Source organism: Pseudoclavibacter soli DSM 23366 (genome assembly GCF_000423505.1).
GTDB classification, from domain to species: Bacteria; Actinomycetota; Actinomycetes; order Actinomycetales; family Microbacteriaceae; genus Pseudoclavibacter_A; species Pseudoclavibacter_A soli.
On record NZ_AUIC01000005.1, the window covers coordinates 85,375 to 105,437 of the forward strand.

Here is a 20,063-nt window from a genome sequence, read left to right on the forward strand (position 1 = left end):
CAAGGCTACTGGGCGGGGGTGAACACTTCGTGTCGTGCGGCACCCGGTGGGCTGACCACGATCGTGCGCACGTCGCGAGGCGGCAGATCAAGCCGTGTGCGCCATCCGTCGATCGACAGCGCGAGTCGGCGTGATTCATGCGACTCAGAGGCGAGCAGCACCACGATCGATTGGTCGGGGTTGACGAAGGCGACCTGATGCAGATCGCTCAGACCGGTGGCGGTCGAATGGATGCGCTGGGCGCCTGGGCGCACCGGGGCCAGATGGGCGAGACTCCAGTAGCCGACCTCGCGACCGATCTGCTGGGTGCTGTGGTCAGCGGTGACGACCCCGCGCAGAAACCCTGCCACATGTGCGCCCGTGCGCGGGCCGCTGGTCTCGTCGAGGGCGAGATTCCAATATGTGACCGATTGTGCCCAGTTCGCCGTTGCCCCGATGGCGACGTTGCGCATGTGCCAGTGCAGGTCGTCGATGATCGGCGCAGTGCGCAGCGTCTGCCGATCGGCGAATGAGGTGATCTCGGTGAAGTGCGTGCCGATCTCGGGGTGTGCGTCGTGCACTCGGGTCTGTGCCTGCGGCTCGCCGTTGTAGCCATGCCAGGCCACGGCATCGATGAACGCGCGCGCCTGCGGGTCGTCGAGCAGCTGCAGCACGCGATCGGCTGAGTTCCAATTGTGATCGTGCGCCCAGATCTGGGTGGGCGAGCCCAGCGCGGCGAGCATCGGGCCGAGGTGCTCGCCGATGAAGCGCCCCTGCTGGGCAACACTCATGCGCATGCCTGGATAGCGCGGTGCAAACCCGGGCTCGTTCTGCACGGTCAGCGCGTGCACGGGCAGCCCGAGGTCTGCCATGGCCTCGACATAGCGCACCAGGTAGCGCGCATAGGTGTCGTAGTGCGCGTCGGCGAGGCGAGTGCTGCGCAGCCAGGGCAGCGGCATGCGCCACAGGCGTGCGCGTGCACGACCCTCGAGGTGGCGAGGGCGTTTCAGCCAGGCCGGGGGCGACCACGGCGAGGCGACGATGTGCATCTCGGGAGCGATGTCGGCGATCTGCCGCAGCACCGGCAGCACGGCACCTTCATCGGGCGCCAATGAGAAGGAGCGCAGCGACGGGTCGCGTCGGTCGGCGTAGGTGTAGGCATGCGTGGCGAAGTCGGAGGCGCCGATCGGCACGCGCAGCACGCTGAGCCCCAAGTGGTCGGGGGCGAACAGCTCGACGAGCAGTTCGTCGCGCAGCGGTTCGTCGAGGGCGAGCAGCGCCAGGGCCGCGCTCTGGGTCAGCGCTGCACCGAAACCCAACATGCGCTGCCCCCGGGCGCTCGGCTCAGTGTGCACTACGAGATCGGCGCTGGTGTTCTCGGCAGCCGTGAGTCGCCCGTGCTCGATGGCACCGAGCTGCGCCGCATCGCTGTGCAGTGCGGTGAACGCACGTGTGACGTCGGCAGAACTCATGAGCCCATCCAAGCATGCCCTGCCACGGATCGGCAGCCGACAGGGCATAGGCTGGCTGCATGCTGACTGCACACCTGCATCCCGATGTGCTCATCGTCGTCTCTGAAATCAGCGACGGCAGCATGAAGCTCGGGGCGCCGCCCCAGACCGGTGTCCAGTGGGCTGCACAACGCGAGGTGGTGCGGGCGAGGCGCCGTCTGCTTCGAGCGGCTGACCTTGACCCGGCCTTGGCGGTGCGCGTGCATGTCACCTACGACACGGCAGACTTCTGTCGCTACCGCGCAGTCGGCAGTGATGAACGCAGCCGAGGCATCGGGCGAGACGACGGCCAAGACGCGACCACGGCATCCGACGCACTGGCCACCGATCAGCCCGGAGTAGGGCTGCTGCTGCCGGTTGCTGATTGCATGCCGGTTGTGGCATACGACCACGTGCGGCGAGTGGTCGCACTCACCCACCTTGGTCGGCACAGCGTCGAGCAGCGCGGCGGTGCGCGCACCATCGCATGGATGGCCGAGCACTTTGGCAGCCGCCCCGGTGACGTCTCAGCGTGGCTGGGGCCAGCTCCCAGCGGCAGCTCGTACCCGCTGCATCGCTGCGGCGGCCGGTCATTTGACGACGAGGTGACCAGACAGCTGACCGCAGCCGGAGTGCCGCCGCAGCAGCTGGTGCACAGCGCTATCGACACGGCAACTGACCGGCGCTTCTTTTCTCACAGTGAGTTTCTGGCCGGCCGTCGCCCAGTTGACGGCCGCTATGCTGTGGTGGCCGCACTGCGCGCGTGACCCCGTTGTCGTCAGCAGCGCCGCCGACGTGCCATGATGAGCTCTGTGAGCAATACACGGGGTGTTCCCCTGACCACGGAGGCGATCTCACAGATCAGCCCGCTGACCCCTGACGGCAGACCGCGACGGGGGCTCGCTGCACCTGCGCTGCTGCTGGGTGTGATCGGTGTCGTCTTTGGCGACATCGGCACCTCTCCGCTGTACACGCTGCGCGCGGTGTTCACCGCCCACGATGGCATCATGCTCGACGAAGTCGATGTGCTCGGAGCCGTCTCGATGGTGATTTGGTGCCTGATCATCATTGTGACGGTGGGCTACGTGGGCATCATCACTCGCGCCGACAATCAGGGTGAGGGCGGCATCTTTGCCTTGGCCGCGTTGATCTCGGGGCGGTTGGGGGCCAAAGCGAAACTCTCTGCGGTGACGCTCACGCTGGCCGTGATCGGCGCGGCGCTGTTCATCGGCGACTCGGTGATCACGCCAGCTATCTCGGTCATGAGTGCCACCGAAGGGCTCAACGCCCTCAACGGGGATCTCTCTGCGTGGGTGCTGCCGATCGCGATCTGCGTGCTCACCCTGCTATTTCTGGTGCAGTCGCGTGGCACCAGCCGCATCGGGCGTGCCTTCGGCCCCATCATGGCGCTGTGGTTCTGCTCGATTGCCGCGCTCGGTGCGCCGGGGGTGATTGCAGACCCGGCCATCCTGCGCGCCCTGTCGCCCACGTATGCGCTCGACTTTGCCATCGAGCGCCCGGTGGTGGCCTTCGTCGCACTGGGAGCGGTGGTGCTCGCCGTGACCGGCGCCGAGGCACTCTACGCCGATCTGGGGCACTTCGGCCGACGCCCGATCGTGATCGCCTGGCTCAGCCTCATTCTGCCCGCGTTGGTACTGGTCTATTTGGGGCAGGGCGCGCTGCTGCTGCGCGATCCGGCGGCCATCGAGAGCCCGTTCTTTTCGCTGGCTCCGGCGCAGCTGCGCCTGCCGTTGGTGGTGTTGGCCACCCTTGCCACGGTGATCGCCTCGCAGGCGGTCATCTCCGGGGCATTCTCGGTGGTGCGTCAGGCCGTGCGGCTGAGCCTGCTGCCTCGGCTGCGGGTGGTGCAGACCTCACGCGAGCACGGTGGGCAGGTCTATCTGCCGATCGTGAACGCCCTGCTGTTCACCGGCGTGCTCGTGTTGGTGCTGGCATTCAGATCGTCAGATCGGTTGGCCTCGGCCTACGGGCTGGCCGTCACAGGAACGCTGCTGCTCGAGCTCACGCTCTTTCTCGTATACGCCCGCACAGTGCGAGGCTGGCGCTGGTGGCGCATCGTCGCCATGGCCGTCGGCGTTGGGGTGCTCGAGGTGCTGCTGTTCGCCGGCAACGTGGTGAAGATTCCCTCGGGTGGATGGCTGCCTGCCGCCATTGCCGCGGCTCTCGTCGCGGTGATGCTCACTTGGCAGCGCGGGGCTCGAGTCGTCTTCGGGCAGCGTCGCCGCATGGAGGGGCCGATCGAACCATTCGTTGAGCGGCTGCACGAACGCGACATCAGGCGCGTGCCCGGCGTCGCGGTGTATCCGCACGGCGACCCGCAGACCGTGCCGCTCGCGCTGCGCTCGGCCGTGCAGTTCAGCCACACCCTGCACGAACACGTGGTCATCATCACCATGAAGAACCTGAGAGTGCCACATGTGCCCATTGAGCAGCGCGTGGTGATCGACTCGTTGGGGCGTGAAGATGACGGCATCGTGCAGGTGATTTATCGCTTGGGCTTCAACGACTCGCAGAACGTGCCCGCTGCGCTCAGACTTGCGGTGGGGCGCTCGCCAGAGCTGCACCTTGACCCCGAGCAGGCCATTTACGTGTTGTCGGTGTTTCGTATCGAGCCGGGCGCGAGCTCGGGCATGTCACGTTGGCGCCGCGGGCTCTTCCGATGGCTCGAGCGGTTGTCGGCCAACCGCACGCAGGTGTTTCACCTGCCGCCCGAGCGCACCGTGGTAATGGGTGCCGAAGCCGTGCTCTGAAGCGTTACGCGGTCAGTCCGCGACGCTCCAGCAGTGGTTCGATCTGGGCTTCGTGGCCTCGGAACTGCACGTAGGTGAGCTTCGGATCTTGGCTGCCACCGCGCCGCAGCAGTGTCTCAAGGTAGTGCTCACCGGCCTCGCGGTTCAGCCCGCCGTGCTCGGCGAACCAGCGTTCGGCGTCGGCGTCGAGCACCTCGCTCCAGATGTACGAGTAGTAGCCGGCCGAGTAACCGCCGGCGAAGACGTGCTGAAAGTAGCTCGTGCGATACCGTGGGGCAATGTTTGAGAAGAGCAGCCCGGCACGCTGCAATGCGTCGTGCTCGAACTGCTCGGCGACCGCTGGGGCATCCACCAGATCGTCACCAGCCTGGGCACGCAGCTCAGCCGCTTGTGCGGCGCTCAGCGAATGCCAGGCGAGGTCGATGACCGTGGCCTGCAGATATTCAAGGGTGTCATGCCCCTGGTTGAACGCCTTGGCCTCGCGCAGCCGTTCGATCAGCTCGGCTGGCAACGGCTCGCCGGTGTGCACGTTGATCGCGCAGTGAGCCAGCACCTCAGGGTTGAACGCCCACGTCTCGTTGAACTGGCTGGGCAGTTCAACGAAATCGCGGGGCACGTTGGTGCCAGAGAATCTGGGATAGGTGACGTCGCTCAGCAACCCGTGCAGGCCGTGGCCGAACTCGTGAAAGAGCGTGGTGACCTCGTCGATCGACAGCAGCGTGGGCTCGCCCGGCCCTGGCTTGGGCAGATTGAGCACGTTGACGACGACCGCCTGCTCGCCCAGCAGCCGCGACTGGTCGACGAACGAGCTCATCCAAGCGCCGCCGCGTTTGGTAGCGCGGGCATATGGATCGAACAGAAACAGGCCAATGCCCTGCCCGGCGCGCCAGACTTCGAAGACCCGCACATCGGGATGGTAGCCGTGCAGATCGTGGCGCTCGTGCAGATGCACGTCGTAGAGGCGCTCGGCAGCCCAGAACACCCCATCGAAGAGCACTCGCTCGAGCTCGAACCATTCGGTCAGCCGCTCTGAGTCGATGTCGTGCTCGCGCTGCCTCCGTCGCTCGGTGTAGAGATCCCAGTCCCAGGGGCGCAACGCGAACGGCTCGTCTTCGTCGTCAATCAGCTCTTGCAACGCATCGGCCTCGGCTTGCGCATTGGCGACTGCCGGGCAGGTGAGCTGGCTCAGCAGTCGCTGCACGGCCTGTGGCGAGCCGGCGGTTTCGTCGGCGAGCACATAAGCCGCATGGCTGTCGAAACCGAGCAGACTCGCCCGCTCGGCGCGCAGCGTGGCGATGCGCAGTGCCAGCGCACGAGTGTCGTGGGCGCCGCCACGGCGGCCGCGGGCGCTGGATGCCTCGTAGACGCGTTGTCGTGTGGGCCGGTCGTGCAGTTTCGCCAGCCAGGGGTGGCCGGTGGGCAGCACCAGATCGATCAGCCAGCCGTCAGGATGCCCGGCTTGCGCAGCTGCCTCGCGTGCGGCCGCGCGGTCGGCGGCTCCGAGACCCACAAGCTCGGCCTCGTCGGTGACGAGCACACCCAGATCGCGGGTCTCGTCGAGCAAGTACGTGCCGAACCTTGCCCCGAGGCGACTGAGCTCTTCGTTGATCGCGCGCAGTCGTGTGGCAGCTGTTTGGTCGAGGCCGGCCCCGCTGCGGCGAAACTCGAGATGCACCCGCTCGATCAGCCAACGCGATTCGGCGTCGAGGTTGAGGCCTTCGCGCTGCTGATACACGGCGTCGATGCGCGAGAACAGCTGTGAGTTGAGGGTGATCGCGTCGTCATGCGCGGCCAGCTGGGCGCTCACTGTTTCTTCGAGGTCGAGCATGGCGGGGGTTCCGTCGGTGCTGACGAGATTGAAGAACACCGCACTCACCCGGTTCAGCGCTCGCCCCGAGCGTTCAAGAGCGACAATCGTGTTCTCGAACGAGGGAGGCTCAGCGGCCATGGCAATCTTGACGATCTCACGGTCGTGAGCCGCGATCGCCTCGGCGAAGGCTGGCGCGAAGTCGGCGTGGGTGATGGCTTCGAACTCGGGCAGCCCATAGGGCAGTCCGGTGGTGAAGACGGGTGCTGCGGCAGTCTCAGTCATCTCACCAGCGTACGTCGACTAGGCGAGCACGGCGCTGCGGCGTCTTGCCGTGTCAGACCGTCAGTCTTTTTTGTGGCGCGGTTTGCGGAACGGGCGTGCGTCAGATCCGCCTTTGCGCTCTTTCTTCGGTTTCCAGTCACCCTTGTCATTGTGGTCGCGCTTGGGTTTCCAGTCGCCCTTGTCGCGGTCTTTCTTGGGTTTCCAGTCGCCCTTGTCGTTGTGGTCGCGCTTGGGTTTCCAGTCGCCTTTGTCGCGGTCTTTCTTCGACTTCCGCGGGCGGTCGTCGTGCGCGCGGTCATGGTCGCGATGCGGGTGAGCGGGGCCGCGACGGTCGGCCCGGATGCCCCCACGAGTGTCTGGGCGAATCTCGGTAAGTTGACCCGAGATGCGTACGCGCCCGAGTCGGTCGAGGGTGGCGGCGTCGAGGTTGTTCGGAAGTTCGACCAACGAAAAGTCAGGGTGAATCTGAATTGCGCCGAAGTCGTTACGGCTCAGGCCGCCCTCATTCGCGAACGCGCCGACGATATGACCCGGCTGCACTTTCTGACGGCGGCCTACGGCAATGCGATATGTGGTGAATCGTGCGTTGGAGTTCTCGCGACGATCACCGCGCTCGCGGCGGGCATCCTTGTGCTGCGCCTGCTCGGCTGCAGCTCGCTGCTCTGCCTCAGCATCGAGCAGCAGCGGTCGCTCGCCCTGGCCGACCAGTGCCAGTGCAGCGGCCACGTCGACCTCAGGCACGTCGTGGTGGCGCACGTAGTGGCTCACCACGTCGCGCAGTTGGTCGATCTCGGCCGTACGCTCGAGTGCCTGGGTGATTGCATCGTCGAAGCGGGTCAGGCGGGTGACGTTGATCTCGTCGGCGGTGGGCAGCGGCACCTGTGTCAGCGGCTGGTGCGTGGCCTTCTCGATGGCTCGCAGCAGGTGGCGCTCGCGCGGGGTGACAAAGCTGATCGCGTCACCCGAACGACCCGCGCGACCGGTGCGACCGATGCGATGCACATACGATTCGGTGTCGGTGGGGATGTCGTAGTTGACGACGTGACTGATGCGCTCGACGTCGAGACCGCGGGCGGCCACGTCTGTGGCGACGAGAATGTCGAGCTGTCCGTTCTTGAGCTGAGCAACGGTGCGCTCGCGCTGCGCCTGAGGCACGTCACCGTTGATGGCGGCAGCTGAGAACCCACGGGCGCGCAGCTTCTCGGCCACGGTCTCGGTCTCGTGCTTGGTGCGAACGAACACGATCATCGCGTCAAAAGCCTCAACCTCGAGGAACCGGGTGAGTGCATCGACCTTCTGCTGATACGACACCAGTACGTAGCGCTGGGTGATGTTCTTGGCCGTCGTCGTGGTCGACTTGACCGTGATCTCTTGCGGGTCACGTAGGTAGTTCTTCGAGATGCGTCGAATCTGTGCCGGCATGGTCGCGGAGAACAGCGCGACCTGTTTCGACTCGGGCGTGCTGGCCAGCACGGTCTCGACGTCTTCGACGAAGCCCATCTGCAGCATCTCGTCGGCCTCGTCGAGCACCAGATGACGCAGTGCGCTCAGATCAAGCGTGCCGCGTGAGAGGTGGTCCATGATGCGGCCGGGAGTGCCGACGACGATCTGCACGCCACGCCGCAGCGCCGACAGCTGCACGCTGTAGCTCTGGCCGCCGTACACCGGCAGCACACTGACGCCCTCGAGATGAGCTGCGTATTGTTCGAAGGCCTCGCACACCTGCAACGCCAGCTCGCGCGTCGGGGCGAGCACCAGTGTCTGTGGTGTGCGCTGTTTGGGGTCGAGGTCGGCGAGCACGGGCAGCGCGTATGCGGCGGTCTTGCCGGTGCCGGTCTGGGCCTGCCCCACGAGGTCTCCGCCAGCGAGCAGCGCCGGGATCGTCGCCGCCTGAATGGGCGAGGGCGTCTCGTAGCCGAGGTCGCGCACAGCGTCGACGAGCGGCTGCGGCAGTCCGAGGTCTGCGAAGGTCAGGGCAGCATCGGGCTGAGCCGAAGAATCTGGGGAGGTCATTCCCTAACCGTAGTGTGTCAGGGCGTGTTCTGCCTAACTGCGAGCCGAATCAGCGCCTGACGCAGGGGGCTCGGAGGAGGCGACCCGGACATCCTGCGTGAGATAAAGTGGGCGACCCTTCGACTCGAGGAACGTGCGGCCGACATACTCACCGATGATGCCGAGGCTCAGCAGCTGCACACCGCCGAGAAAGAGCACGACGGCCATGAGCGAGGGGTAGCCGGCCAGATCGCTGCCCCAGATCAGCGTGCGCAGCACGATGACGAGAATGTAGACGAAAGCTGCAGCCGACACGATGGCTCCAATGAAGCTCGACCAGCGCAGCGGTGCCGTGGTGAACGAGGTGAGCCCGTCGAGGGCGAGGTTGGTCAGTTGGCGGTAGTTCCATTTCGTGACGCCAGCCTGGCGGGGTGCGCGGTCGAACAGCAGCTCGTATTTGCGAAAACCGATCCAGCTGAACAGACCCTTGGTGTATCGCTCTGACTCGCGAAAGCGTCGCAGAGCCTCGACGCAGCGCCGGTCGAGCAGGCGGAAGTCGCCGGTGTCGCGCTGCAGCCGAATGCGTGTCGAACGCTGCAGCAGTCGGTAGTAGGTCTTCGAGGTGAACTTCTTGAGCCAGGTCTCGCCGTCGCGAAAACGGCGGCGGGCGTAGACATCGTCGTAACCCTCTTGCCACTTCTCGATCATGGCGGGAATGAGCTCGGGTGGGTCTTGCAGATCGGCATCGAGCAGCACGGTGGCGTCACCAGTGACGTGGTCGAGCCCGGCGATCATGGCGATCTCTTTGCCGAAGTTGCGCGACAGCTCGACCCAGGCGATGCGATCGTCGTGGGCGCCAAGATTGCGGATGATCGATATCGTGGCGTCGGAGCTGCCGTCGTCGACGAACATGAACTCGAACCGATATGCCGGTAAGCGGTCGGCCAGAGCGGTGAGATGCGCGTAGAGTGCGGGCAGCGACTCTTGCTCGTTGTAGGCCGGCACCAAGATGCTGATCTTCTTGCGCTGATCGCTCATGAGTCTCCGCTGTGTCGATGTGTGCTCATGATCGCGGTGGCATCATGAGCATGTGGTCGGGGTAACAGGATTTGAACCTGCGGCCTCGTCGTCCCGAACGACGCGCGCTACCAAGCTGCGCCATACCCCGAAGTTGCATGCAACCAGAACAGTCTACCGCGTTCTCGCCCGTGGCACCAATGTCAGCAGCGTCGCCTCGGGCCGCACGCCCAGGCGCACGGGAGCGTAGATCGAGGTGCCGAGCCCTGCGCTCACGTGCAATTGGGTCGAGCGGTCACCGGCATGCCACGTGTGCAGGCCGTTGGCAAAGGCAGTGGGCAAATCGCAATTGGTGGTCAGTGCGCCGACGAACGGCAGCTGAATCTGCCCGCCATGCGTGTGGCCGGCGAGCACCACATCGGCCCCGAGCGTGGTGAACGCGTCGAGCACCGCGCGGTACGGAGCGTGCGTGACGCCCAGCAGCAGGTCGGCGTCGGCGGGGGATGCCGTGAGGTTGCGGGCGAGCAACTCGAGATCGGCATGGCCATTGTGCGCGTCACCAGTGCCGACCAGTGCCACTCGGCTGCCTGCGATATCGAGCACTGCAGCGCGATTGTTCAGGTTGTGCCAGCCGGCGTCGACGAGCAGATGCGTCAGCTCGGTGGTGTCGATATCTGGTGTGGTGCGCGCAACATGGCTTGACCGAAACAGATAGCCCGCGGGATTCTTTGGCCGCGGGGTGAAGTAGTCATTCGAGCCGTAGACAAAGGCGCCGGGCACCGCGAGCAGCGGCTCCAGTGCCTCACGCAGAGCGCCGAAGGCATCGCGGTGGCCGTAATTGTCGCCGGTGTTGATCACCAGGTCGGGCTGAGTGTCTGCGAGTTCGCGCACCCAGCGCACACGATCTCGCTGCCAGGGCGCCAGGTGCAGGTCAGAGATGTGCAATACACGAAATGCGCTGGCGTCTTCGGACAACACGGGCACCTCGATTCGGCGCAGCGCGTAGGCCCGGCGCTCGATCATCGATGCGTATGCCACGGTGGCGGCACCCGCAGCAGCTAAGGCTCCGGCGGCGCTCGCGATCGGGTGCCGATTCATGCTCACTGGCCGGCGGCGGGCGACGGAGTCGTCGACGGGGCGCTTGATGCGCTGGAGGAGCGGCCGCTGCTGAGCGTCACCGTGACGGTTGTGCCGAGCGGTGTCTCGGTGCCGGCTGCCGGGTCGGTAGAGACCACGGCTCCGGCGTCGACGGTGTCAGAGGCCACCTGATTGGGGCTGATGGCGACGGCAAACCCGGTATCTTCCAGAGCGCTCTGTGCCTCTGACACTGACTGCCCAGTGACATCGGGGATTGCCACGGACTTCGTGGTCAGAGAGGTGTCATCGGCAGCGGGGAACGAGGCCGCGCCTGGGTAAGAGTCATGCACGTTTTTCTGGATGTCTTTGAACAGCTGAAAACGTACGTTCCAGCCAGCGGTGCCTTTGATGTAGTAGTAGCGGAGATCAGACAGGGATGCGCCTGTGCCGTTGCCCACCCAAGTGGCCTGCACCGTGGTTGTCGTGTAACCCACCAGCCACGTGTGGTGGTAGTAATCGGTTGAACCGGTTTTGCCTGCAATGGCAGACCCATCGTTCGGGTTGCCTTGGGATGCAGTACCACCAGATGCGAACACCTGCGTCAATGCAGAGGTGGCTGTGCGTGCCACATCTGTGGTGACTGCCTGCGAGCACTGTGTGCCAGAGATCTGCCGCTCAGCGCCGGTGTTACCGTCGACCACGCGAAGAATCGCAACGGGGCTGCAGTATGTGCCGTCGTTGGAGATGCCAGCGTAGGCGCCGGCCACCTGCAGCGGCGAGAGGTTGTTCGAACCGCCGATGATGCTGGCAGGCTGGTGGTCGAGCTCGTTGCCGTTTGCCTGTGTGGTGATGCCGAATGACTCGGCGGTATCGCGAATATCGCACAGGTCGAGCTGCTTGGCCATTGCCGCGAAGCCCGTGTTGATCGAGTGCTTTGTGGCATAACTCACGTCAAAGGAGGAGCCGAAACTCTCGGAGTTCTGGAGCTTCCACGTGCCGACCCAGCCGCCGTCTTTGCAGCGGTCTGGAAAGTCTTTTTGGTTCAGGGTCGTCACGGGCGCGCTGAGTTTCTCATTCAACGAGTGCCCGTTCTTCAACCAGTCGAGCAGAGTGAAGACCTTGTATACCGACCCGGGCTGGAACCCTTGCGAATCACCGGTGTCAGAGTTCGTGTTGTAGTTGACCGCGGTCTTGCTCAGGTCTGAGTCGTCGCTTGACGACTGTGAGAAGGTGCGGTTTTGCGCCATGGCGAGAATCTGCCCGGTGCCCACCTGCATGATGGTCGAGGCTGCACCGATCTTGTCGGTGCGGTTGATGTTCTTGTCGATGGCGGCCTGGGTCTCTTGCTGCAGGTTCAGGTCGATGGTGGTGTAGATCTGCAGTCCGCCGCGGCGCAGCAGCGCAATGCGGTCTTCGGCGGTCTCGCCATACGAGCTGTCGTTGCGGATCAGGTTGACCACATAGTCGCAGAAGTAGCTGGCGTCGTAGAGTGCGGCTTCACAGCCACGTGACTGCTGCGTGATGTGTGGAGTGATCGGTGTGTTGACCGCCTCCTGATAGGTGGCATCGTCGATGTAGCCGCGCTCGTTCATGCGCTGCAGCACGAGGTTGCGACGAGCCAGAGCGGCCTCGAGGTTGGCCTCGTCGTCGACTTTGTAGGCGTTGGGTGAGGGAAAGACGCTGACCAGCTGCGCAGCTTCGGGCAGTGTGAGATCGGCCGCGCTCTTGCCGTAGTAGTACTCGGCGGCCGCGCCGATGCCGTAGACGTTGCCGCCGAAGCTGGCAAAGTTCAGATAGCTGGTGAGTATTTGGTCTTTGGTGTAGTTTTGCTCGAGACCAATTGCGTAGCGCATCTCGAGCAGCTTGCGGGTCGCAGTCTCGGCGCGAGCCTCAGCGATGGCGTCGTCGTCATCTTCCCACTCAGCAGCCTCGATGCGCAGGTTGCGCACCAGCTGCATAGTGATGGTCGAAGCGCCTGACTGAGTAGAACCGGCCGTCTGGTTTTGCAGCGCGGCGCGAGCGACGGCCTGGAAATCGACACCACCGTGTTCGTAGAAGCGCGGGTCTTCGATGGCGACCACGGCGTTCTTGACGATGTCGGGGATCTCCTCGGAAGTCAGCGGAATGCGGTTCTTCTCATAGAACGTCGCGAAGGCGACATCTTGGCCATCGACTTTGCCATAGAGCGTCGAGGGGCTCTGCAGCTCGACATTGGCGAGCTCGGCGGGCAGTGTCTTAGCGATGTTCAGGGCATCGCCACCGAAGACGCTGATGGCGGCGAGCGCAGGAGCGGTCAGACCGGTGAGTGCGAGACCGAGGGCCAGAGTGGCGGCGATATAACGGACGATTGCGCGTCCTTTGGATTCGCGAAGGCCGGGATGCTGCGAGGACATAGAGTAGATCGTACGCGATAAACCTATGAACGGAGCCACCTATGCCGAAGTGGGAGTACCTCACCGCGCCGCTGCTGATTCACAACACTCAGGCCATTCTGAACAACTTCGGTTCAGAGGGCTGGGAGCTCGTCCAGGTCATTGAAGGCCCCACCGGCGGGCCCGTGGCCTACTTCAAGCGAGAGGCCGAGTGATGAGCGAACAGGTACTTCCTTCAGCTCGCCTGCACGAGCTGGGCATCGAACTGCCACCCGTCGCTGTACCGGTGGCTGCATACACACCGGCGCTGCGGGTGGATGACCTGGTGCATACCTCGGGTCAGCTCCCGTTCGTCGACGGCGCGCTGGCACACACCGGCAAGGTCGGTGCAGAGGTGACTGCCGAGGTCGCCGCCGATCTCGCCCGCACGGCTGCCCTGAACGCAGTCGCTGCGGCTGCGGCTGCGGCCGGCGGCGTCGACCATATCGTGCGTGTGGTCAAAGTCGTTGGCTTTGTGGCCAGCGACCCGGCGTTCACCGCGCAACCCGCGGTCATCAATGGCGCCAGCGAGGTGCTGCAGCAGATCTTCGGTGACGCCGGGGTGCACGCGCGCAGCGCGGTGGGCGTGGCTGTGCTGCCGCTCGACTCGCCGGTCGAGGTCGAGATCACGGTGCAGGTGGCTTAGCCCGCCGGTTATGCACAGGCTCAACGTGAGCCGAATCTGTACACAGGTGCCTGCTGTGGATGGTGCGACGAGCGCATCCGAGCAACGCTGGAGGCATGCGCGAACATCCTGCATTCGGTGCCCTCGGGCCACTTCGATCACTGATTGAGCTGCCTGGCGTCACCGACGTGCTGGTCAACGGCCCCGACCAAATCTGGATCGATCGCGGGGCTGGCCTTGAGCCGGTTCCGCTGCGCCTGGGCGACCACCAACGCCTGCGCACGCTGGCCATGGCGGTGATCAGTGCCGGCGGGCGTCACCTCGACGACGCCACGCCGTTCGTTGACGTGCGTCTGGGCGATCTGCGGGTGCATGCGGTGTTGCCGCCGATCGCGGTGGCCGCGGTGCAGTTGTCGATCCGAGTGCCGCAGCCGGGGCTCACTCAGCTCACTCAGCTGGTGGCGGCGGGCATGCTGCAGCCACAGCAGCACGAGATGCTCGCGCAGATGGTACATCGAGGCGACAACGTGCTGGTGAGTGGGCCGACCGGTGCTGGCAAGACCACTCTGCTGCGTGCAATGTTGGCCGAGGTGCCGCATGACCAGCGCATCCTCTGCGTTGAAGACGTCGCCGAGCTGGCGGTCGCGCACCCGCACGTGGTGCAGCTCGAGGCGAGGCAGCCCAACGCAGACGGGCGTGGCGGCATCGGTCTCGACCTACTGCTGCGACAGGCCCTGCGCATGCGGCCCGATCGCATTGTTGTGGGCGAGTGCCGTGGTGCTGAACTCACCCAGCTGATGTCGGCGCTCAATACCGGGCATCGCGGGGGCGCGGGCACCATTCATGCCAACTCTGTGCACGATGTGCCGGCTCGCCTCGAGGCGCTCGGGCTGCTCGGCGGGCTCTCTCCTGAGGCCCTGGCTCGTCAGGCAGCCAGCGCATTCAATGTGCTGCTGCACGTGGGGCGCACTTCGGGGCGTCGCAGGCTTGAACAACTCGGTCGCCTGAGACTCGATGAACGAGGTCGACTGCAGACTGAGCTGCTGGCGGGTACGGCCACGTGAGCGCCGCGGCAGAGGTGGCGGGTGTTGCTCGGGCGGTCGCGGCGCTGGTCGATGCGGGGGTCAGCCCGATCGATGCCTTGCGCTTGGTGGGAGGCTCTGCAACAGAACTTGTGCGTGCGCTCAGTGAACAGACTGTTGCGACTGCGCCTCGTCAGGGGGTGGCGCATGCCGCATTGGCCACTTCTGTCACGCTGCGCCATCGTCCGCTGCGCTTCGGGCGCAATCATTCAACGGAGCATATTCGCGCGGTTGAAGCGTGGGCGGCGCTCGCGGTGGTTTGGGGCGTCGCCGAGCAGACTGGGGCCCCTCTGGCCAGCGCGCTCAAGGCAGTGAGCAGCATGCTCGACCGGGTTGACCAAGCACGTCTCGAAGCCGAGGTGGTCTCTGCCGGGCCGACGAGCACCGCGCGAGTGCTGCAGATGCTGCCGCTGCTCGGCCTGGGGCTGTCAGTGCTCATGGGCGTCGATGCGCTCGGCGTGCTGCTCGGTACCCCGTTCGGGTGGGGGTGTCTGCTCGTGGGTGCCGGTCTGACACTCGGTGGTGCTCGGTGGCATCGGCGCATGCTGCGCAGACTGACCCAGACCGACCACTCTGACGGCTTGCTGCTGCTGTGCGTTGGCCTCGGCGTGCAGGCTGGCAGAGATCCAGCGTCGGCCTGCGCCGAGACAGACCGGTGGCTGATGCGCGTCGGAGCGCACGACGATCGTGATGACGAGCGGCAGCGCCTCCAGCAGTTGATCGCACTTTGGCGGCGCTCGGGTGTGCCCATGCTCGACCTGCTTCGCGCTCAGTTCGACGAACTCGCGCATGCTCGTCAGGCCCGTCTGCGAGTGCGCGCTGCTCAGCTCGAATCGCGCCTGCTATTGCCGCTTGGGTTGTGCTCGCTGCCGGCGTTCGTGGTGGTTGCCATCCTGCCGATGATCGCCTCCATACTCTTCTCGACACTGGCCGGGCTGGGCTGAAGCGGCAACAGCCGTCGTCCACTGTTTCTGCACAGCACGAATTCGCGGCAGATCTATCCACAGGCGCCCGTATTCACTCGTGCTGGTTGCCAGCGAACGGCAGGCTGGTCACATTCCACAGATTCAGCAGCAGAGGAGCGAACATGCGACGTCTACCCTTTTCCCGACTCAACGCCCAAACTGAGGGGTCACACCCAGTGCCACCAGTGCCTAGCCACAGCAACGCCCGCACGCGGCCCGGGCTGCTGCGGCGTCTTCAGTTGTGGCGTAACGAGACTGGTGCCGCCACGGCAGAGTACGCAATCGCGCTGCTTGCTGCGGTGGGGTTCGCTGGGTTGCTCGTGGTCATCCTGCGCGGCGATGAAGTGCGCGAGATACTCACCAACCTCGTGCGCAATGCGCTTAACTCGGCACCGTGAGGCGGGCTCGGCCACCGTCGAGCTTGCTGTGGTGCTGCCGATCATCGCCCTGTTTGTGGCGTTCATCGTGCAAGCCGGCGTGATTGCGGCACGCACCGCCGTCGCTGCCGAGGCAGCTGGCGCCACAGCACGCAGCCTGGCTCGGGGCGAGTCTGAGCAGCAGGCTCGTTCGCTCGCTGCGCGAGTGGCGCCAGGGTCTGCTCTGCAGATTGATTACGCATCAGACGTGGTCTGTGTGACCGCATCCGTGCGTGCCGTCTTTGGGCCGGTGCCTATCGATGTGCCGGCCCGGGTATGTGCACCGGCTGGTGGCCGATGACTCCCAAATTGAGCGGTTGGCACACCAGCGATGGCAGCGTGGCGGTTGGCGTGGCGCTCGTCGCTGCCGCCGCTGCGCTGCTCATGGCTCTGGCCCTGATCGTTGTAGGGCTGCGGCAGCATGCGCTGCTGCGTGCCGCGGCTGACGCTGCGGCAGTGAGTGCGGCGGATGCCCGGCGCGGCATCACTGCCGGCGTGCCTTGCGACGTGGCGGCGCGCATCGCTCGGCTCAACGGGTTCGATGTGGCTGAGTGCACGGCCACCGAGCGGGGCATGTTGGTCGTTCTGCATCATGACAGCGTGTTCGGGTCGATGTCGGCCACGGCCCATGGCGGCCGACCAACCGGGTGACGTCGTTTGTCGTTCACACCGGCGCTACCCTATATTGAGGAATCGGCAGGCCTGAGTTGGCCGCACAACCACAGCAACCGCGAATTTGCGGGGTGAGGAACACGTGGCACACACCAAGCGACTGGTCATCGTGGAGTCTCCGGCGAAGGCCAAGACCATCGGCAAATACCTCGGCGAAGATTACACTGTGCTCGCCTCGGTCGGGCATGTGCGTGATCTGGTCGAGCCTAAGAACCTTCCGCCAGAGCTCAAGAAGGGCGCGCTCGGCAAATTCTCAGTCGACGTCGACAATGGTTTCGAGCCCTACTATGAGGTCTCCGCTTCAAAGAAGAAGACAGTCGCTGAACTCAAACGAGCGTTGAAAGACGCTGACGAGCTCTACCTCGCAACCGATGAAGATCGCGAGGGAGAGGCGATCGCCTGGCATCTGCTGCAAGTGCTCAAGCCCAAGGTGCCGGTTCGTCGCATGGTGTTCCACGAGATCACCGAAGAGGCGATCTCCAAGGCCAAAGAGCAGACTCGCGATCTGAACGTGGCGCTCGTCGACGCTCAAGAGACCCGCCGCATCCTCGACCGACTCTACGGCTACGAGATCTCGCCGGTGCTGTGGCGAAAGGTGGGGCCGGGGCTGTCTGCCGGTCGTGTGCAGTCGGCGGCCACGCGTTTGGTGGTCGATCGCGAGCGTGAGCGCATCGCCTTCCACTCAGCTGAATACTGGGACGTCACGGTCGAGGCGCAGACCAGCGCCGACGAGCCAACCTTCGAGGCACGGCTGCAGTCCTTCGGCGGAGTGCGCATCGCCACCGGTCGTGACTTCAGCGACAAAGGCGAGCTCAAGAGCGCGGCTCACGTGGTCACCTCAGAAGAGGCTCAGCAGCTCGCCAAGGCCCTCGAGTCGGCACGCCTCGAAGTCAGCAACGTCGAGTCTAAGCCGTATCGCCGCCGACCAGCGGCGCCGTTCACCACGTCGACGCTGCAGCAAGAGGCCGCACGCAAGCTGCGCTTCTCTGCCCGGCAGACCATGAGTGTCGCCCAAGGGCTGTACGAGAACGGTTACATCACCTACATGCGAACCGACTCATCGAGTCTCTCGCACCAGGCGATCACCGCCGCCCGGGCTCAGGCCACCGAGCTCTATGGCGCACAGTCCGTGCCCGAGAAGCCGCGGGTCTACAGCAGCAAGTCGAAGAACGCGCAAGAGGCACATGAGGCGATCCGCCCCTCGGGCGACCATTTCCGGCTGCCGCGCGAGGTCGCATCCAACCTGCGCGCAGACGAACTCAAGCTCTACGACCTGATCTGGAAGCGCACGGTCGCCTCACAGATGGCCGACGCCACGGGCTCTACGGCAACAGCCACATTGGCTTACAAAGGCACGGCGCTGCAGGCCGAGTTCACCGCATCCGGCACGGTGATCACCTTCCGGGGCTTTCTCGACGCCTATGAAGAAGGCCGTGATGCCACTCGTCACGATGACCACGACGAGCGCGCCAGCCAACGTGAGCACCGCCTGCCGCCGCTGACCGCAGGGCAGTTCGTGTCGGTGCTTGAGCGCGAAGCCAAACAGCACGAGACCCTGCCGCCGCCGCGCTACACGGAGGCCAGCTTGGTCAAAACGCTCGAAGAGCTCGGCATCGGGCGCCCCTCAACCTACGCTGCGATCATCTCGACGATCGTCGACCGTGGGTATGTCACGCCGAAGGGCCAGGCCCTGGTGCCCGGTTGGACCGCCTTCTCGGTGGTGCGCCTGCTCGAGCAGCACTTCGCCTCGCTGGTCGATTACGACTTCACGGCAGGCATGGAGAGCGACCTCGACCGCATCGCCGCCGGGCAGGAAGACCGCCGCCACTGGCTCAGCCAGTTCTACTTTGGCGAGGGCGACCATCCGGGGCTGCGCTCGGTGATCGACAACCTCGGCGAGATCGATGCGCGAGACATCAACTCAACGCACATCACCGACACCATTACGTTGCGCATCGGCAAATACGGCCCGTACCTCGAGGTCGCCCAGCCCGACAGCGACGAGGTGCGTCGAGTGAATCTGCCCGAGGGGCTCGAACCCGACGAACTGACCGCTGCGCGTGCGCAGGAGATCGTTGACGCGCCGGTGATCGGTGCCCGCGAGCTCGGTGAGAACCCCGACACCGGGCACACCGTCGTGGTCAAAGACGGCAGGTTTGGCCCCTATGTCACCGAGGTGCTGCCCGAGGGCGAAGAGTGGCCCAAGGGGGTCAAGCCGCCGACGGCATCACTGTTCAAGTCGATGCAGCCAGAGACCGTCGATCTGGCCACTGCGCTGCGACTGCTCAGTCTGCCTCGAGTGGTTGGCGACCTCGACGAGGTGCCGGTAGAGGCGCTCAACGGTCGCTATGGCCCGTATCTCAAACACGGCAAAGAGACACGTTCGCTGCCCGACGAAGATGCGATCTTCGCGATCACGCTCGACGAGGCCAAGCAGCTGCTCGCTCAACCGAAATACGGCGGTCGCCGTGCGGCTGCTCCTCCGTTGCGCAGCTTCGACAAGCCAGACCCGGTGAGTGAAGCGCCCATCGTGGTGAAATCTGGCCGCTTTGGGCCGTACGTCACCGATGGCACGGTCAATGCCACGGTGCCCAAGGCCGAAGACCCCGAGCAGCTGACGTACGAGCGTGCTGTCGAGCTGTTGGCGATCAAGCGCGAGAAGGGTCCGGCCAAGAAGAAGACCACGACCAAACGCGCCAGCACCGCAAAAAAGGCGACCGCAAAGAAGTCAACGGCGAAGAAGGCTCCGGCGAAGAAGCCTGCGGCGAAGAAGACCACGACCGCCAAGCCTGCCGACGGCGAGTGATGATGAGCCGAGGCGTGTTCATCAGCGTCGAGGGCATCGACGGAGCTGGCAAGTCGTCGCGCATCCATCAGCTGGCGCTGGGGCTGCGCGAACAGGGGCACGAGGTGGTCGAAACGCTCGAACCGGGAGCGACCGCACTCGGCCGCGAACTGCGTGAGCTGCTGCTGCATACTGAGGGGCCAATTGCGTCACGCACAGAGGCACTGCTCTACGCGGCTGATCGTGCTCAGCACGTCGCCGAGGTCGTCGAACCGGCGCTGGCACGTGGCGCAGTGGTCATCTCCGACCGCTACCTCGACTCGTCTGTGGCTTACCAGGGCGGTGGGCGCGAACTCAGCGCCCGTGAGATCCGTGAGCTGTCGCTCTGGGCGACCGGTGGGCTGCTGCCCGACCTGAGCATCCTGCTCGACCTGCCGGTGCCCACCGCGCTGGCTCGTGTGGCTGGCGGCGCCGGGGCGCCCGATCGCCTCGAGCGCGAGCACATCGACTTTCACCAGCGTGTGCGTGACGCCTTTCTGCGCTTCGCCGCAGCCGAGCCCGAGCGGTTCCGTGTGGTCTCGGCCGATCAGGTTCCAGAGCGGGTGGATGCGCAGGTGCGGCAGGCGGTCGACGAATGGTTCGCTGCCGAGGCCGCCGTGGGTGTCAGAGGCGACCGATAGACTGACCCC

At 65.1% G+C, this 20,063-nt stretch carries 17 protein-coding genes and 1 tRNA gene; 11 read left to right on the top strand and 7 right to left on the bottom strand.

All coding sequences use genetic code 11. The annotated features are described in order from the left end of the window. Positions 1-5: 5 nt before the first annotated feature. Positions 6-1,451 carry a glycoside hydrolase family 30 protein gene (locus G557_RS11915; RefSeq protein WP_051224700.1) on the bottom strand — a complete coding sequence of 482 codons (1,446 nt, stop codon included), beginning with the start codon at positions 1,449-1,451 and terminating at the stop codon, positions 6-8. 59 nt (positions 1,452-1,510) lie between these two features. Between G557_RS11915 and G557_RS13320 the strand changes: the two genes are divergently transcribed. After that, on the top strand, positions 1,511-2,236 hold the full coding sequence (locus tag G557_RS13320) for a purine nucleoside phosphorylase YfiH/LACC1 family protein (RefSeq protein WP_028245264.1): 726 nt from the start codon (positions 1,511-1,513) through the stop codon (positions 2,234-2,236). A gap of 45 nt (positions 2,237-2,281) precedes the next feature. Further along, positions 2,282-4,240, top strand: coding sequence for a potassium transporter Kup (locus G557_RS0105510; protein WP_245542778.1), 1,959 nt, complete (start codon positions 2,282-2,284; stop codon positions 4,238-4,240). 4 nt (positions 4,241-4,244) lie between these two features. On the opposite strand, the gene G557_RS0105515 is transcribed toward G557_RS0105510, so the two are convergent. From G557_RS0105515 to G557_RS11935, 6 genes are all read right to left on the bottom strand, one after another. Next, positions 4,245-6,332, bottom strand: a complete 2,088-nt coding sequence (locus G557_RS0105515; RefSeq protein ID WP_028245266.1) for a M3 family metallopeptidase — start codon at positions 6,330-6,332, stop codon at positions 4,245-4,247. Positions 6,333-6,392: 60 nt separating this feature from the next. Beyond that, the gene (locus G557_RS13720; RefSeq protein ID WP_211220529.1) at positions 6,393-8,345 is read right to left on the bottom strand and encodes a DEAD/DEAH box helicase; all 1,953 of its coding nucleotides are present in this window, start codon (positions 8,343-8,345) and stop codon (positions 6,393-6,395) included. Between the two features lie 33 nt (positions 8,346-8,378). Further along, positions 8,379-9,362: a glycosyltransferase family 2 protein gene (locus G557_RS14225; RefSeq protein WP_051224703.1), complete on the bottom strand. Its 984-nt coding sequence runs from the start codon at positions 9,360-9,362 to the stop codon at positions 8,379-8,381. Positions 9,363-9,415: 53 nt separating this feature from the next. After that, positions 9,416-9,492 (bottom strand) — tRNA-Pro (locus G557_RS0105530). A gap of 23 nt (positions 9,493-9,515) precedes the next feature. Next, entirely contained in the window at positions 9,516-10,439 is a 924-nt protein-coding gene (locus G557_RS0105535) for a metallophosphoesterase (RefSeq protein WP_028245267.1), read from the bottom strand. A 2-nt stretch (positions 10,440-10,441) separates the two neighbouring features. Further along, complete coding sequence (locus tag G557_RS11935; RefSeq protein WP_051224705.1) at positions 10,442-12,811, bottom strand: penicillin-binding protein; 2,370 nt, start codon at positions 12,809-12,811, stop codon at positions 10,442-10,444. A gap of 41 nt (positions 12,812-12,852) precedes the next feature. Between G557_RS11935 and sp36 the strand changes: the two genes are divergently transcribed. From sp36 to tmk, 9 genes are all read left to right on the top strand, one after another. Further along, positions 12,853-13,005: a Sp36 family protein gene (sp36, locus tag G557_RS13915; RefSeq protein ID WP_156877086.1), complete on the top strand. Its 153-nt coding sequence runs from the start codon at positions 12,853-12,855 to the stop codon at positions 13,003-13,005. Continuing rightward, a complete protein-coding gene (locus G557_RS0105550; RefSeq protein ID WP_036961473.1) occupies positions 13,005-13,475 on the top strand; it encodes a RidA family protein in 471 nt (156 codons plus the stop codon). The genes sp36 and G557_RS0105550 overlap by 1 nt, the downstream gene beginning before the upstream one ends. Positions 13,476-13,570: 95 nt before the next feature. Then, positions 13,571-14,518 (top strand): TadA family conjugal transfer-associated ATPase, encoded by a 948-nt coding sequence (locus tag G557_RS0105555; protein WP_028245269.1) that lies wholly within the window; start codon positions 13,571-13,573, stop codon positions 14,516-14,518. Next, positions 14,515-15,480, top strand: coding sequence for a type II secretion system F family protein (locus G557_RS0105560; protein WP_028245270.1), 966 nt, complete (start codon positions 14,515-14,517; stop codon positions 15,478-15,480). The genes G557_RS0105555 and G557_RS0105560 overlap by 4 nt, the downstream gene beginning before the upstream one ends. 197 nt (positions 15,481-15,677) lie before the next feature. Next, positions 15,678-15,899 (top strand): DUF4244 domain-containing protein, encoded by a 222-nt coding sequence (locus G557_RS11940; RefSeq protein ID WP_425414035.1) that lies wholly within the window; start codon positions 15,678-15,680, stop codon positions 15,897-15,899. Beyond that, on the top strand, positions 15,877-16,218 hold the full coding sequence (locus tag G557_RS11945; protein WP_036961477.1) for a TadE family type IV pilus minor pilin: 342 nt from the start codon (positions 15,877-15,879) through the stop codon (positions 16,216-16,218). The genes G557_RS11940 and G557_RS11945 overlap by 23 nt, the downstream gene beginning before the upstream one ends. After that, positions 16,215-16,568 carry a hypothetical protein gene (locus G557_RS11950; RefSeq protein WP_051224707.1) on the top strand — a complete coding sequence of 118 codons (354 nt, stop codon included), beginning with the start codon at positions 16,215-16,217 and terminating at the stop codon, positions 16,566-16,568. Before G557_RS11945 ends, G557_RS11950 begins: the two co-directional genes overlap by 4 nt. 103 nt (positions 16,569-16,671) lie before the next feature. Next, positions 16,672-19,395, top strand: coding sequence for a type I DNA topoisomerase (gene topA / locus G557_RS0105580; protein ID WP_028245271.1), 2,724 nt, complete (start codon positions 16,672-16,674; stop codon positions 19,393-19,395). Positions 19,396-19,397: 2 nt separating this feature from the next. Further along, positions 19,398-20,054 (top strand): dTMP kinase, encoded by a 657-nt coding sequence (gene tmk / locus G557_RS11955; protein WP_051224769.1) that lies wholly within the window; start codon positions 19,398-19,400, stop codon positions 20,052-20,054. Positions 20,055-20,063 lie beyond the last annotated feature (9 nt).